This is a genomic window from bacterium (assembly GCA_040755755.1).
GTDB lineage: Bacteria > SZUA-182 > SZUA-182 > DTGQ01 > DTGQ01 > DTGQ01.
In genome coordinates, this window is sequence record JBFLZW010000042.1 from 43,648 (window position 1) to 60,085 (window position 16,438).

Sequence of the window (16,438 nt, forward strand, 5' to 3'; positions counted from 1 at the left end):
AGTAGTAGGTGATGGATAATTAGCAAGTTAGGTAAGAGTGCTCCCCCTAAATTAATGGCATATATTGCTCTTTTGGAATTAGACGTGAAGAAAGCGGTCTCTATCATTGTATTCTGCGGTATTTGTATAATTTTCCCTCTTTCTCTTGCTCGCGCAGGGAACTACCATATCAAAGGCCAGAACCTGAACTGTTATGACTGTCATACTCTCCATTTCAGTCAGGATGGCGCTACTCCACAGGTTCCTGACGGAGCGCGGCCCTGGGGAGAAGGACCGCAGGATTACCTTTTAAAAAATACCACTTCCGAAATGTGTCTCATGTGCCACGATGGTTATAACCTCGAGGCACCGAATGTCATGTATTCCACCTCCCGCGATTACCAAAGCTCAGCCGGTTATCTCGGTGAAGAGAAAAACGCCGACAGCGGAGTCTTCGGCCACACCCTGAACAGTCCCAACCCTCCCCCCGGGTATCAGGGAACATGGAACAGGACCCTGTCCTGTACTTCCTGTCACGATCCTCATGGCAATTCATATTATCGGAATCTTCGGCCAAAACCTTTAGCTGATTCTGCAAATTCTCCAGTGACGTATTTTATCGGCACGTCGGTGAGTGGAAATGAAGACAAGGGTATTCAGATCGCGGTTGATAGTGCCGATGCTTCCTCCTCACCCTATGATTTGACAAAAATCATTTACCGGCAGGAAGGAGAGGCAGGAGAGGATACGGTGGGGCTTTCCTTCTGGTGTGCCGGATGCCATCCGGCTTTCAATCAGCGGGGTGATGTCCAGGGGACAAGAACACTCCATCCGACCTATGGTATCACCATGTCCCAGGCCAAGCCCTCCATCAGCCAGTGGTGGTCAGCTACTGCCTCCGGGCCCCCGACCCGGCCTCCGACCGTAACGTCATCATCAGATACGGACCGGGGATCGGACCGCCCCTTTTGCGGGAGCTGTCATAAGGCTCATGGATCAACCCACCGCTACGGGCTGCTGTGGGAAAACCCTGCCAGTCCCGATCGAGAGGGGGGGCAGTATATGCGGGATACCTGTCAGGCCTGCCACCATATCGGGAACGGGCACTATGAATCCAGTCCGCACGCTGATCCAAATTTCGGGGTCTATCGGGTACCGGAATTCGGCAGGGGTGAGTGCGAGCAATGCCACCGGCAGCATGGCACCGCGAACAACCCTCAGGGCAATGCTCATAACCTGTTCGCCGAGAGCAATAAATCTTTTTGCCTGACTCCCGGATGTCACTGGGAAGTCCCGGCATCCTATCCGCTTTCGGAAGAAAAACTGCCGCAGGGGGCCAAAGCCCGGATCAGCCTGACGGTAGATGCCGGCAATGATCGGGCCTTTCTCGGCTACTTTGAGCTGAATTCTGAAATCAACAATACAGCGGTACGGCTCGGCGGCCTCCAATACCGGGGTAGGTGGCCGGGAGCTTTGGCCTACAATAACGAGCAATATTCTCCTCACGGCAGGGAAAACGGGGCCATGCCCAACGAGGGTTCCTGCATGAACTGCCACAGCCCTCATGGTACCGAGAGCCGGTTTGATATGCTCCAGTTGCCCTATGAAGGAACCTCAGGATCAGGCATTGCAGGGGCGGACAATTATGAGCTGTGCCTGAGCTGCCATAGTGAGAATGGGCCGAGCGGCATGAGGCCGGAAACGAAAAGAATCGCTGACTACTACAGCCAGGATGACCTGTACTCAGGCCATAAGATCAAAAGTGACGGCGGTTTCGCCAGACCAGGGGATAAACTGGCCTGCTCAAACTGCCATAACCCGCATGGTTCAATGGGCAATAACCAAAGCGGACCAAACCTCCATCTTCTTTCCGACGAGCGGCCGGGCTGGCGGGAGCTCGACACCCTGAATGATCCGAATTCTTCCCGCAGGTTCTGCTTTGGCTGCCATGTTCCCTCGAATAAGCCTGAAGTCAAGTCCGTCGTGGAAGGGATTACCATGAAGCCGATTCCCGACTTCGCTGAGCACCGGGATGGAGAGGGATCGACAGAGAGTTGTCACAGTTGTCATGGCAGCAGCTACGATGCCCCTGATTCGGAAAACGTTCATCATCTCTCACCAGGCAGTTGTGATAAATGCCATGCGGATCAGGGAGCCTGGCAGGCCAAAAAGTACAGCGGCCCCCATGCCTATCATACGGATAAATACGCCTTTGCCTGTGAGGTTTGCCATGCACGAATGAACCATACAGCCGGCAAGGCCATTCATGGCAATGGCAAAGCGCCCGGATCGAATTGCCAATATGCGCAAGTTTGCTTCCACGACGGGTCTGATTCAATCGAGTGGAAAAATCAGATTCTCCACCAAAAAACCTACCGATACCGATCGTTGTATCACAATCCATATCTCGACAATGCCGGGATTACGCCAGGTTATGATGCCTCAACCTATGACCTGCCCGATACCTGCAAGGAGGATCCCATTGATCCCAATCGGGTTTTCTGGACCGATCAGAGCACCTTCAGCGGGCATAATTCGTGCAGTACTGTCTGGTGCCACAGTAATGCCAATCCGCTCAGTCTGCCGAACCATCCGCGGGAGAACAGCTATCAGGCTAACCCGTCTTTCGCCCTGACCTGGGACGATCACAACGCAAATCGGTGCAATAATTGTCATGGCTTTATTGATCTCGATCAGCCAGCTGACACCTGGCAGCTTTCCTCGTACCATCGAAAGCATATCGTAGTCACTACCCCGAATAAAGACACAACCGGCATGGCCAAGATCCTGTGCACCAAGTGTCATGCCGGAACCTGCACGGATAACGAAAACACCATCCGGGAAGATATCGGGTATGCGAACCACGTCAATGGGAAAAAAGACATAATTTTTGCCGATCCCAATGGAAAATATGCCGCTGATCGCACCTGTAGTGTAAATTGCCACAGCCGTGACGGGAGGCTCCTTTCCGTTTCCTGGGAAGAGCAGAATCCCGAATCGGTCTGCGGCACCTGTCACGATGTTTTCGGTCCCGGCAGGACGATTTCCAAGGACGGGCATGCTGTTCACCTGATTTCCGACCGGGGACCCGGTCCCCATTCACCGGAGCAGTGCAATGACTGTCATACCTCGCACGACGATCCGGCCCATTGCAACGGGGTGCCAGACTTCAAGGATGGCCAGACCCTGGCTCAGACCTCGGTGTGCGATAAGTGCCATAGCCCTGGAGGCGACTATGATGGAGTGAACGATCCTTCCATCGGGGCCAAAGCCAATTGGAAATCCGGCGGTGTATATGTCCAGGCTCCTGACGGGAAACTGGAGCTTAGGGGGGGCAGGGAGAAATGGTGTGTCGGCTGCCATGATAAGGAGCCTGCCGCCAGCCGCAGCGACGGTTCCGGCGTGAGTGCACCGAACGTGGCCGGAGATGAAACCGCTCTTACTCAATACGGGAGAGGGTATGGCTATTTCGTAACCGGTCATGGTCTGGAAGAAGGCAAGTCCTATCCGGGCTCGGAGGAAAGAGGTGCCGGGGCTTCCTGCACGGATTGTCATGATGCCCGCCTTGGCCATATCGACCATGCTCACCGGACATATTCAGCCAGCAGGAACAATTACCAGGCCGGCTACCGCCTTAAAGCCTCTGCCCTGGCGAATGATCCGGCCCGGCCGATGGATATCCCCAGAACAGCGAGCACCGGCCCGAACAATAATCCTCAGCAATACTGGCAGGACTTTGCTCTCTGCTTCCAGTGCCACGACCGCTTTGCACTTTTGGGGAATGGAGTGAGCTCTGATCAAAGATACCTGAAAGATCCTCTGCAAACGAATTTTTATAACAGCAGCTATCTCTATGAAAACAGCGATAAGAGTGTCAATCTGCACCTTTCCCACTTGTCCGGAAGAGGCGGCGGGGGCAACAATCCCGATTGGACATCCAGTTGGAACAGCACGGGGGATTCTGCCATGAGCTGTCCTGCCTGCCATAATGTCCACGGCTCCCCAACTCCCCGGATGATGCGTCATGGTGAGCTTATCAGCACTCCGGGTACTTCGGATAAGGTTCCGGGCCTGAATTTCCGGTATCAGCCATCGGGTTCGACTCTGCCCGGAAGCACGGGAGGGGAGATTTTCAGCCAGTTCAGCGCGGGAAGAGGTACAATTTCACAGAACAGGATTTGTGAGACCTGCCATCCAGCCTATGTGAAATATACCCGGACACCGTATATCAACCCTGACAATATCAATCCTCAAATCGAGAGTGTTGTGGCCTGGAATGGTCCCACCGGCGGCAGGGGAATCGACGATGGAGATCAATTGGTTATTACCTTTACCACGGCCACCAATGGCCCGCAAGTGATCAAGCTGCCGGAAGATGTGAAATTCGGCATCAAGATTTATGGAGACAGTAACTGCACCCTGGAAAAAGCATGGAGCACCCCCGCCAATATTGAATGGTCGTCAGCAGGCGGCCGTTCCAATGATACTTTGCGCCTGATCCTGCGGAAGGAGGGTACGGACATTGCCATTGGCGATTATCTGAGAGTGCTTCCGGGAAATCTCGAGGGAATTGTCGGCGGCATTAGCCGTCAGATTGACTCGTCGAGGGAGATGACGGGGACATTCGATTGTGCCCTGGTCAGGGTCTGTGCAGAAAATCAATCTCAGAGTGAGGAGCCGGGAATTCAGGAGGGAGATCAGGTAACTGTTTACTTTTCAGGGTCCATCGATGTCGGCAGTGGAGGCACTTCGCTGACTGCGGCCAATATTGATCAGGCCCTGCGGCTGAGCAGCGGCCATACCTGGGGGCAGGTAAAGGAGATCAGGTGGAATGCTCCTGCCAATGATACTCTGACCATAATCCTTGGCAATGAACAGCCTGCGGCCACAATTGCAGTTGGAGACAGTATCACCCTGGGGGATATCATCCGCGATCAATCTGCAAATATCTTAAGCGGCTCAGCCATACTTGAAGGATCGTTTGATTCTTATCCCCTGCTCAGCCCGCTGGCTGTATACAGCTCTAATATTCCGGGTCCGCCCTGGGGTAATACTATGAAATCGATCGATGGAGACCCCAATACCCTCTGGTTCCTTGGCCCTTCGGCGGAAGGAAAGATCAGTTACGATCTGGGAACAATGTACCGAGTTTCCAGGGTTTGGATTTCCAGCGGTGGCAGTGGAGGAAATGCTTCGGCAAAAGTCTGGGTTACCGCCGGTCCGGAGTATGACGAAACAGCTCCGACTCTTGACTCCTGGCAGATACCGGTAACTCAAGGGTGGCATTCCAGTCCCCAATTCGATGCCGTAGGCCGGTATTTACGGATCGAGGCCAGGAAAATCGGGAACGGTCCTCTCGGTGAGTTGTTTCATGAAGTGGCATTCCAGGGAACGACCGCGCTTCCCCATGTCAATCCCCGAATCCTTGGTGTAGAGGCTCGGAACAATGCCTCAGGCGGTGCGGGAGTTGATGACGGGGATCAGGTGGTTATTACCTTCAATGTATCCACCAACGGCCCTGAGGTGATCAGGGGGCCGGCTGACGTGGAATCGGTCCTGAGTGTGTATGGAGATGCCAACCACAAGGTTGAAACCCGCAAGAGCTGGGGTACCCCCGGCAGTATCGAGTGGTCCGCTGCGGGCGGGCAGGCCAATGATACCCTCACCATAATCCTGAAAAAGGAAGGGGCTACCCTCGCTGCCGGAGATCATGTTGAGGTATCCTCCCTCAAGCTGAAGGCACGGGCAGGAGGGTTTGAACTTCCGATTATCTCATCCCGGGTGATTACCGGAACCTTCGACTGCTCTCTGGCCAGGGCCGTTGCCGGAAATCAGTCACAGAGCCCGGAGCCGGGAATCCAGGAGGGCGATCAGGTGATCATCTCCTTTGCCGGGAAGACCTTTGGCAATGCGATAACCGCAGAGACGATCAACACGGCCTTGCAGGTAAATAACGGTCATTCCTGGGGTCAGGTCAAGGCCATCGAATGGAACGCCCCTGCCAATGATACCCTGAAGATAACCTTTGGCTCCGGCGCTCCGGTTCCCACAATCGCTGTTGGCGATACTATTACCCTGGGCGATATTATCTGCGATCAATCCCAGCACCCGATCATAGGGTCGGTTACTCTCACAGGATCATTTGATCCGCCGGTGGCCACCTGGCGGACACCAGAGGCCATCCACAGCTTCAGCCCGACCTGGGGCGGGAATACCAATGCCGCAAGATCGATCGACAGCGATCCGAACACCATGTGGACTGTTCTGGACGGGACAGCGCGTATTACCTATGATCTGAAAACGCAGCATCAGGTCTCCAGCATCCGGTTCTTCAGCACTAGTGGTGGGGTAAAAGTTTCGGTCAAGACCTGGGTCACCGATGAGCCGGTTTATGATCCCAACAATCCAACAACCGGCCCCTTCGAGATATCAGGAGTTTCAGGGTGGGCTGCAAGTCCGTATCAATTTTATTCCAAAGGCCGCTATCTCACCCTGGAGGTCAAAAAGCTGACTCCCGGACCTCTCAGCAGTTACATCGCCGAAGTGCAATACCAGGATGGTGAGATTCCGTTACCTGATATCAGTCCGCAGATTCTCAAGGCTGAAGCCTTGAACAGCATCTCCGGCGGCACGGGAGTTGATGACGGGGACCAGATGGTCATTACCTTCAATGTATCCACCAACGGCCCTGAGGTGATCAGGGGGCCGGCTGACGTGGAATCGGTCCTGAGTGTGTATGGAGATGCCAACCACAAGGTTGAAACCCGCAAGAGCTGGGGTACCCCCGGCAGTATCGAGTGGTCCGCTGCGGGCGGGCAGGCCAATGATACCCTCACCATAATCCTGAAAAAGGAAGGGGCTACCCTCGCTGCCGGAGATCATGTTGAGGTATCCTCCCTCAAGCTGAAGGCACGGGCAGGAGGGTTTGAACTTCCGATTATCTCATCCCGGGTGATTACCGGAACCTTCGACTGCTCTCTGGCCAGGGCCGTTGCCGGAAATCAGTCACAGAGCCCGGAGCCGGGAATCCAGGAGGGCGATCAGGTGATCATCTCCTTTGCCGGGAAGACCTTTGGCAATGCGATAACCGCAGAGACGATCAACACGGCCTTGCAGGTAAATAACGGTCATTCCTGGGGTCAGGTCAAGGCCATCGAATGGAACGCCCCTGCCAATGATACCCTGAAGATAACCTTTGGCTCCGGCGCTCCGGTTCCCACAATCGCTGTTGGCGATACTATTACCCTGGGCGATATTATCTGCGATCAATCCCAGCACCCGATCATAGGGTCGGTTACTCTCACAGGATCATTTGATCCGCCGGTGGCCACCTGGCGGACACCAGAGGCCATCCACAGCTTCAGCCCGACCTGGGGCGGGAATACCAATGCCGCAAGATCAATCGACAGCGATCCGAATACCCCCTGGTCCGTCCTGGACGGGACAGCACGAATTACCTATGATCTTGAACCGGAATATCAGACACAATATCAGGTTTCCCGCATTCGGCTCTTCAGCCGTGACAGCAGGGGGAAAGCTTCGGTAAAGGTCTGGGTTACCCCTGACCCGGTATACGATCCGGAAGCTCCAACATATGGCCCTTATGAGATATCACAGGTTGCGGGGTGGGCCATAAGCCCTGAGTTTGACGCCAGAGGCCGGTATCTCACCCTGGATGTCAGGAAGCTGCTTCCCGGGCCTCTTGGCAACTGGATTGGCGAAATACAATTTTTCGGTATGGCTCCTCCTGCTTCTCCCTGAAAAAAACAAAAGACAGAGGGAAGTCCAGAGAAAAGCAGAGGAGTGGGAGTGAGTGAAAACCGGTATAAGGTTAAAGAGAAAAATATCAGATTATGGCAGGTTATTCTCTCCGGTTAACGGGCGAGCAGGTGGAATGGATATGAGCAGGAATCTTCTGGTAACTATCATAAGTATGGTGATCGTGAGCGGAATAGTATTGGCAGATCAGGGAATTGGTCTTGCCAAAATCATGGTGGATTATCAAAAGGGCGGTGTGGAGCTTTCCTGGACTGAGCCTACTCAGCGAATCACCGAGGAGCGGCTGTTGTCTTCAGAAATCGCCGGCTATAATATCTTCCGGAGTCTGATCGGTGAGAATGACTATCGGAAAATCAACCAGGAATTGATCAGGCAGACCAGATATCTTGATCGGCACATCGAGTGGGGGAAGTGCTATTCCTATGCCCTGACCACAGTTGATTACCGGGGACTCGAAAGTCCCCGTTCCCCAATTGTGCAGGCAGTTGCACCGCTTGCTCCTCCGGCGAAGGTCGAGGCATTCGGCCAGAAGCGAAGCGTCAGGCTGAGCTGGGAGAAGAGTAATAATCCACAGATCCGGGGCTATAATATCTACCGGTCGGAGATATCCGGGCAGAATTACCAGGTGATCGCCTCTGTGCTCGATACAGATGATGAATACCTCGATCAGAAGGTAGAGGTTGGGAAAAACTATTACTATCTGCTGAGTACAGTCGATCTTTCCTGGCAGGAGAGTGCTTTTTCCCCGGAGGTTGGAGCTACACCCCTGGTGATCAGCCAGGAAGAGCTGTCCACTCTGGAAAAGATCGATGGTTTCAGGGCTGACATCGATCATGAAGGGGAGAGCCTGGCGGTCATTCTCCACTGGGAGCCGGTCACTCTGGAAAATCTGGCTGGTTATAGCGTTTACCGCCGGTTAAACACGGACATGGGAAAGGGGCCGGCCTCATATCAGCGGCTCAATAAAGAGCTTATCCGGGTGACGAATTTCCGTGACGAAGAGGTCGTCCCTCAGCAAAGCTATTTCTACCTTATCGCCGCTGTGGATAAAGATAACAATGAGGCCCGGTTTCCCAGGGAAATCTCAATAACCGTAGCTGAGCTTGCCATCAATTCTCTGACTGACGATTCCTCCGGGCGTCCATTGAAAGGGGGAAAGCTGCTGACCATTACCCTGACCGGCACGCCGGGAAAGAAAGCCTCTGCCTCTCTTGAGGGGCTGGCTCAGGATATCCCGTTGCAGGAAACCGATCAGGAAGGTGTTTACTATGGCCAGTATAGTATACCGGAAGGTATCAGCAAGGCAAATATCGCCTTGACCGGCACCATCGAGGACGATCGCGGGGAGAAAATCGGCTTTGTGTCTTCCGGCACGGTTACGATCGATAACACTCCCCCGGCCGGCATTCTTGCAGCGACGGCGGAATTGGTCAGCGATGCTGTTCACCTGAGCTGGGAGCTTCCTGATGGAAGTGACGACGTTGTGGCAGTAAGGGTTTTTCGCTCCCTGGCGGACAATGAGGGGAATGATAGCTTTGGAAAGGCGGAGGATTGTGCCCGGAAGCGGCCCGGAGAGGCGGTCAGCGGAGAAATCAGCCCCCGCATCCGGTCGTTTGATGACCGCTCGTTTCGCCCTCATCAGGGATATTATTATTACCTGATCACCTATGATCAGGCAGGGAACGAATCCTGGTCGCAAGATTGTCTTGCGGTTATCACCCCGGTAGACTCCACTCCCCCGAAAATACATTCGGTCGAAGAGCTCAGCGCACCCGGCACCAAACGACTTGGGGATGTTATTCGGATCCAGATGCTTGGCGAACCCCGGGCAGAGGGCCGATTTTCCATCGGTCCACGGATCCGGCAGCCGTTTCAGGAAGTCAGTCCGGGAAAATATCAGGGAGAGTATACTGTCCAGGCGGGTGATGATCTGGAAAATGAACCGGTCATGGCAGAGTTGACCGATGCTTCGGAAAACCGGAGCACGATGACCGGAAACTTCAAAATTTCGATCGATACCAGAACAGAAGCTGGCAAACCGCCTCAAATCGCGGTCGTAGAGCATAATGCTTTTTCCGTGGCAGGCATGGATCCTCTGGTGGCTGGAGACTCGTTCCGTATTTCGGTCCAGGGTGATCCAGGCTGCACTGCCTATGTGGACATAGGAGCACTGGTTACCCGGTCCGGTCCGGAGGCTGATGTTGAGCTCAGTTGGGAACACGATAACAGCTCATCCGCACGAGGGGAAGGTTTTGTAACTTCGTACCGGATTTACAGCCAACCGGAATTTTCATCTTCACTCATCTTTCTGCCGGGCTCGCAGCCATCCTCAGCCCGGCTGGTAAAAGAGCTGCCTCCGGGGGCCACCTGCTGCCGGATCGAGGATTATCATGGAGGATATCTATCCGTTACCGCCAGGAAAAATACGGGTGATGAGCAGATAATTCTTACCCCGAAAATGCATATTCCCTTAACGGAGGTACAGCCCGGCCTGTACGAAGGCACATACAAAATCCAGCCGGGAGACCGTGTCCGGGAGGGAAAACTGACTGCCTATCTTGTCAATCGGCAGGGAGAAGTTTCTCTTCCCCATGAAGCCGAAGACGCGGTTAGCATCGATACCTCGGTGGCCGTAACCGTAACTCCACGGGAAAAGTGCCTGAAGGCTGACGGCAAATCCAAAACCGAGGTTCGGATTGAAGTCAGCAATGCCAGACAGGTTGGTGTTGCAGATCGGGAAATTGTCATCGAATTATTCACTACTGACGAATACACCGGAATTGCCGGTGTCGGCCGGTTTGATGAGGATAAATACGGGTATGTGGATAATTCCTACCAACTGGTCACCGATCCTGGAGGGATGGCCGATATCCCCTATGTTTCGGGGCTGGCAGCCAAGACCGTGATCATTCGGGCCAAAGATGTGGCTACCGGCTGTGTGGGCCTGAGCTATATCACTTCCTACATCGAAGGTCTGATCAATATTCAGCTTATCGATCCGCCTGCCCGTCAGCGCCTGCGCGCTCTTCAGAGCGGGCCAAGTCTGACCGTATGGGCGGATAATGAATGGCTGACAGCGGATGGCGGGCACAGCAGGACGATCGTTCATGCCAGGGTTTTGGATGCGGAGGGAAATCCTCTGGGAGGGCACCGGCTGAGCTTCGCCATTACTTCGGGAGAGGGCCGGATCGAGGAGATACAGCCCATCACCACCGGCTCCGGTGAAGCCCTGGCCAGATATTTTGCCGGTAAGCATGTCGGCACGGTGGAAATCACGGCGGTTGATACCGTCACCGGAATGAGCAGGAAGGTTTATATTATCCTGAAAAGTGATGCACCGGCCAAAATAGTGTTCGAGGGAACTCCGTTGTCAATTTACGCCGATGGGGCCAGCACCTCAGACCTGACCATTCAGGTCGCGGATATGAATGACAATCCCAGCAGGGGTATCCCATTGGAAGTTGATATTATCCAGGGAAAGGGGAGATTGATCGCTCTGGATAAAGAACTGGTTACCGATTTCCAGGGCGAATGCCGGTTAAAATATCTGGCCGGAACCAAACCGGAAACTGTAACTATTCGGGCAAGGGCTCTATCGGCAGTCCCTGACCCGCAAACCATGCAAAAAGCCAGGATTGCAGAAAAAGGGATGAATTGAGTTGCTTATCGGGGAGATGTGTGACTAGAAGAGGACAGGTATTACTCGCGGTACTCATCATCGTTTCACTTTCTTTCGCCAGTTCCGGCTATAGCCAGCAGATCAGGCTGGGGGCAGACTACCTTTTCGAGAAAGTGCAGGAACCCGATAACAAGGATGAATATAATTTTATTCAGACCTATGATCTCATTCTGGAAAAGCCCCTGCGTCCGCTGTATGATCTCAAGTTTAAACTTCAATTGCGATCCGAGTCGGCAGACCGGGATACCGCTGAGGCGGAAAATAAAAACCGGGGCTGGGAGAGTAAGTATCTGCCATCCTTTTCCCTCCATCTGGGAAACGATGTCATGGGGCTGGATTCAGGGTTCAGTAAAGACAGTATTCATGAGCAGGATATGGATTATGATCTGACCAGGAAACACGCGACTTTTGTCTGGAGCCCTTTTCGCCTGCCGAGGTTCACTGTCCAATACCAGAAAGAGGATAGAGATCTGAGTGACGAAGAAGGCAGTGGCATGCAAAAAGGAGTGACCCTCCGAGAAGATTATGAATTGGTTCTGGGAATCTTCACCCTGAGCCATAGTTACGCAGTGGAGAGAGAAAGGGTTATAGAAGAGGGTGACGATGCAGGCAGTCTGCACAAGGAAGATGACAGCGGGCCGGATTACCATAACTATGATCTCCATAACCGGGGCCAGATAGGGTATCAGTTCTCTGCTTTCGATTCCCGGCTGCAACTGAATTCCAATTATGAATTGTCTCATCATGATAAAAAGGATGAGGAGGCAAACAACAGCTACCGCCTGCTGGAGCAGAAGGCGAATTTCCGCTTTACCGGCCTGCCGGGCAAGAATACAGCCCTGCACTATAACCTGGTTTTGGGAGAGACCCGGAAATGGTCGGAGCAGGACCGGGAAAGAACCCTGGGGAACAATTTGAGGATCGATGTTCTCCCCCATGAGCATCTGCGAAGCATGCTGGAGGTCAGCCATGATAACCGCTGGGAAGCGAAAGAGGATGAGCGCAACAGCGAATTGACCTACGGGCTGCGGATCGAACCGGAAATTCCGGGTTTATTGCTGGACCCCAATGTACCCATGCCGCCTTTGAAGACATCGCTGCTTTTGAGCAGCTCCTTAACCAAGGATAACGGAAGACTTGAATACCGGACAAATTCGGCCCTGCTGAAAGGCTCAACGGAAGTTTATCGGGGAGTCGAGATCCGTACCGATTTTGAGGTGATCAATACGAAAGATTTTCAGGATCAGGATAAAAAATGGGAAGAAAATATTAAAATTGACACCAGCTTCGCCCTGAGGGAGGATCTTAAGTATTATCTTCGGAACGAAAACAGGTGGATCCGTCAGGACCAGGGGGAGGAATTATCTTCTGTCCGCACCTTTGAAGGTGAAGTCTGGCATATGATTACCTACCGTCCGGCGGATCAGCTTTTTCTGACACTTGATAATAATATCGAATACGGCGATATTGATGAGAGATTGTACGGCTTGCGGATCGGATGGCTTCCCGTGCCCAAGGTGCGCCTCGAAGCACGGTATCAGACTGCCGAGACAGAAGAAGACGAGTACTTTTCGAGCGAGATGAATATCAATATGACTAAGACGTTAAAGTTCAGGATTAAATATACCTATCCGTCAGACGATCAGGTAATCTCTTTCCGATTTACCCTGAAAACTTAATACTAAGGAGGGCATTGTCAGTGTCTGTGAGAAAATTATCAAGAGGCGGATCGATTGCCATCAGTATTATGACGTTCGTTTTATGTATTACCGGATGTTCCGGGGTTAAATCAAAGGTTTACGTGAACCCGAACACGAATTTCGGCTTTATCAAGCGGGTTGCCGTACTTCCTTTCGAGAATCTTACTTCCGATCGTTTTGCAGACAAGAAGGTGCGGGATGTTTTCGTCACCTCACTGCTGTCTACAGAATTGATTGATGTACCGGAACTGGGAGAGGTTCTCAAGGCACTGGAGTCTCAGGGTATTGCCTCCCCGGAGGCGGTAACCGGAGATGTAGCCAAGTCCCTCGGTCAGATACTGGGAGTTCAGGGACTGGTGCTGGGGACAGTCGAAGAATACTCGGTCAACCGGACCATGGCCGGATCCTTCCCCGAAATCGCTGTTTCCCTGCGGATGATCGATGCCAAGACCGGAAATATTATCTGGTCTATCAGCCATACGGAAAAAGGAGGACGGCTCCTTCCCACGGTGTTCGGTATCGGCGAGGATACGTTAAGTGAAGTCACCGTCAAGGCTTCCAAGAGAATCGTGGACACTCTTGTATACGAATAACCGGAAACGACGATGAGTAATAAAAAGCTCAAGCTCTACCTCTGCCTTCTGGTCATTCTGCTTGCCGGGGGAATCCTTGTGGGGAATGGGGGGCAGCTTGTGGCTGCAACCGGATCCGAAACAAAGGCTGCTCTTCCCGCTATAGCCGTTCTGCCGTTTGAGAACCTGAGCGGTCAGTTCGGCGCGAGCGAAGAGGTTATGGCAGGGCTGAAAGGCTTATTGCAGAAAGAGTTTTCCCTGGTTTCCGACAAGCAGGTCGAGGCAGTTCTTGCCGAATTGCAGGTAAGGCATACAGGATTTCTCACCACTGGCCAGATCATCGAAATCGGCAAGCGTCTGAAGGTTGAAACCCTTTTACTGGGAATGATCGATACCTATCGGCAGAGGCCTGTTCCCCAGGTATCATTTTTCTGCTCTCTGGTTTCAGCCAGAGGGAGCGCACCCATGCTGTGGTCACAGTATTTCTGCGCTGGCGGACAAGAGCAGATTTATCTGCTGCAAAGGAACCGGCCTGTCACATGGTCAGCATTAATACACCAGGCAGCCGAAGATTTCATCCGGTCTTTACCGAAAAATAGAGAAAGACAATAAGATTGCATCGCATAACAATAGCATTCAATATTAACAGCAGAGGAAAGGGAACATGGAGGATCGCCATTGTCCCCCTCCTGGTGATCCTCATTGGCATCGCTGGCTGCACGGCTTTTTCGCCCAAGCAAGCTGCCGTGGCTGTACGAAAAGAAAAATTACGGCGGATCAAACGGATTGCGGTATTGCCATTTAATAACCTGAGTGACCGGCTCGATGCCGAGGTTATGGTAACCAATCTCCTGATCAGTGAAATTTCCCGCGACGGGAAATTATCGGCAGTCAAGTATGGGGATGTGCATGAATTTTTATTGCAGCAAAAGATACAATCTACCGAAACAGTAACCAGAGAGATATTGAAAGGTCTGGTGGAGAAGTTTTCCGTTGATGGTGTCATGCTGGGAACTATCACTGCCTACCGGGAATGGAACCCTGACAGGAGCGGGGATCCGCCGATGGTGGAGATATCCGCCAGGCTGGTGGATTGTGAAACCGGAAAGACTCTCTGGTTCAGCAGGGGAAAGAGAACGGGGCAGGATGAAAGACTGATATTTGATATCGGTGAGACCAGGTTTTGCTCTCAGCTTGCTCAGAAGGTGGTGAAGGACTTTGTAAAGGCTTTTCGGGCCGGCAGTTGAGAGGGCGGCAGTTTGGTGAGAAGAGAGAAAAACAGGTCGGGTCGCTGTCGTGCCAAGCTACTTCAAAAGGCTAATATTACCCATTATGATCATGGTAGGGGCCATTATGCTGCCCCGGGTGCAAATTGCCTCCTCGGATGCCACCTTTGCGGATAACCGCTGTCTGCCCTGTCATGAAAATGTTTTCGATCAATTACCAGCAAAAAGTGTACATAAGCCCTTCGAGGAAAGAAAATGTTACCAGTGCCACCAGTCCCAGTTTCCGGGGCTGTTAGAGCACTCATTCACTTTTCCGGAGCTTGCTCCTGACCATACCTTTGCTTTTGCATTGAAAGGGTTTGGGGCGGAAAATGCACTTCAGGTATCTTCGCTCTATTCTTTTTCTCCCAGAGATATTGATATCAACGGTGCAGCATTGAGCTTTCCCGGCTCGGACGGCTTTCCCCGGATCAGTATTGTCAGAGATGTCCGACAGACTGACATTCTCAAGCTCAGTTGGACGACAACCGGGCCAAAGAGCTGCATCCTCGAATGGGGTGAGCTGCAAGGCTCAATGGGTCAGACCCAATCGGTTCATGTTGAAAAATTGCCCCTTGGGGTGGAGATTGGCATTACAGCCTGCTATCAGTGTCATCCGAAAAATAAGCTGGGCATATCCCATCCGGTGAATGTTGTGCCTTCTCCGAATATACGGGAAAAAATGAAAACCTCCGGTCTGCCAACCGGGAAAAATGGATTATTGCTGTGTGTCACCTGCCACTTCCCCCATGCGAGCGGCAAGGAATCCCTTGGGCGGAAAGCGGTCAGTGAGGAACTTTGCGTGGCCTGCCATTCAAAAGAGATTTATAATCCAGAATGAGGGCCTGACAGTTTCAAAGCGTGCACAGGAGAGTAAATAGGAGAGTAAAATGGAGCATGTCCATCACAAGAGAAAATGGCTTAATCCCGGAATAAAAAGGGAGATGCAGCTTCGGATTTTCATCAGGATTTTGCTCATCGTGGTTATCTCCTCAGTAATCAGCGGAAGCATTTTTTACCTTTACAGCAACCGGACAATCGAGTCAACGTACCGGCAGTTTCATGTTCAATTGCATAATATGCGGCAGGTCCTGATCCCCTGGACACTGGTGGCTCTTGGCCTTGGCGGATTTGCGGCTTTTGCGGCCGCACTCTTTTACCCCCAGAAAATAGCCGGTCCCATTTACCGGCTGGAACGGAAAATTCAGAGTATTGGCCGGGGAAACCTGAACGGGGAGATTCGACTGCGGCCAGGCGACGAGCTGCATGATCTGGCCAGAGAGATTAACCAGATGGGGGTCAGCTTACGAGAGCGGCTGCTGTCGGCCAGGAAGGCATCTGATCGGCTTGAGACCATGATCCGGGAAGACCTTTCCCGTCATTGTTCGCACGAAGTGGTTGACAAATTACACCATGAGAGCGTCGAGTTAAGAAGAATATTTGATGAATTTACCCTGTAGGACC

General features: G+C 52.7%; 8 protein-coding genes. All 8 read left to right on the plus strand.

The features are described 5' to 3' along the window. Nucleotides 1–72: 72 nt before the first annotated feature. The 8 genes from AB1611_13665 to AB1611_13700 all read left to right on the plus strand — a co-directional run bounded on the left by AB1611_13665 (nt 73) and on the right by AB1611_13700 (nt 16,434). Nucleotides 73–7,740: a cytochrome c3 family protein gene (locus tag AB1611_13665; protein MEW6380637.1), complete on the plus strand. Its 7,668-nt coding sequence runs from the start codon at nt 73–75 to the stop codon at nt 7,738–7,740. Between the two features lie 139 nt (nt 7,741–7,879). Next, nucleotides 7,880–11,416: a hypothetical protein gene (locus tag AB1611_13670; protein MEW6380638.1), complete on the plus strand. Its 3,537-nt coding sequence runs from the start codon at nt 7,880–7,882 to the stop codon at nt 11,414–11,416. A gap of 20 nt (nt 11,417–11,436) precedes the next feature. After that, nucleotides 11,437–13,116 (plus strand): hypothetical protein, encoded by a 1,680-nt coding sequence (locus AB1611_13675; protein MEW6380639.1) that lies wholly within the window; start codon nt 11,437–11,439, stop codon nt 13,114–13,116. Nucleotides 13,117–13,136: 20 nt separating this feature from the next. Further along, on the plus strand, nt 13,137–13,730 hold the full coding sequence (locus tag AB1611_13680; protein ID MEW6380640.1) for a hypothetical protein: 594 nt from the start codon (nt 13,137–13,139) through the stop codon (nt 13,728–13,730). A 12-nt stretch (nt 13,731–13,742) separates the two neighbouring features. Then, on the plus strand, nt 13,743–14,321 hold the full coding sequence (locus AB1611_13685; GenBank protein ID MEW6380641.1) for a hypothetical protein: 579 nt from the start codon (nt 13,743–13,745) through the stop codon (nt 14,319–14,321). Nucleotides 14,322–14,323: 2 nt separating this feature from the next. Continuing rightward, nucleotides 14,324–14,956 carry a hypothetical protein gene (locus AB1611_13690; GenBank protein ID MEW6380642.1) on the plus strand — a complete coding sequence of 211 codons (633 nt, stop codon included), beginning with the start codon at nt 14,324–14,326 and terminating at the stop codon, nt 14,954–14,956. Between the two features lie 91 nt (nt 14,957–15,047). Beyond that, nucleotides 15,048–15,815, plus strand: coding sequence for a cytochrome c3 family protein (locus AB1611_13695; protein MEW6380643.1), 768 nt, complete (start codon nt 15,048–15,050; stop codon nt 15,813–15,815). A 49-nt stretch (nt 15,816–15,864) separates the two neighbouring features. Beyond that, entirely contained in the window at nt 15,865–16,434 is a 570-nt protein-coding gene (locus AB1611_13700) for a HAMP domain-containing protein (GenBank protein MEW6380644.1), read from the plus strand. Nucleotides 16,435–16,438 lie beyond the last annotated feature (4 nt).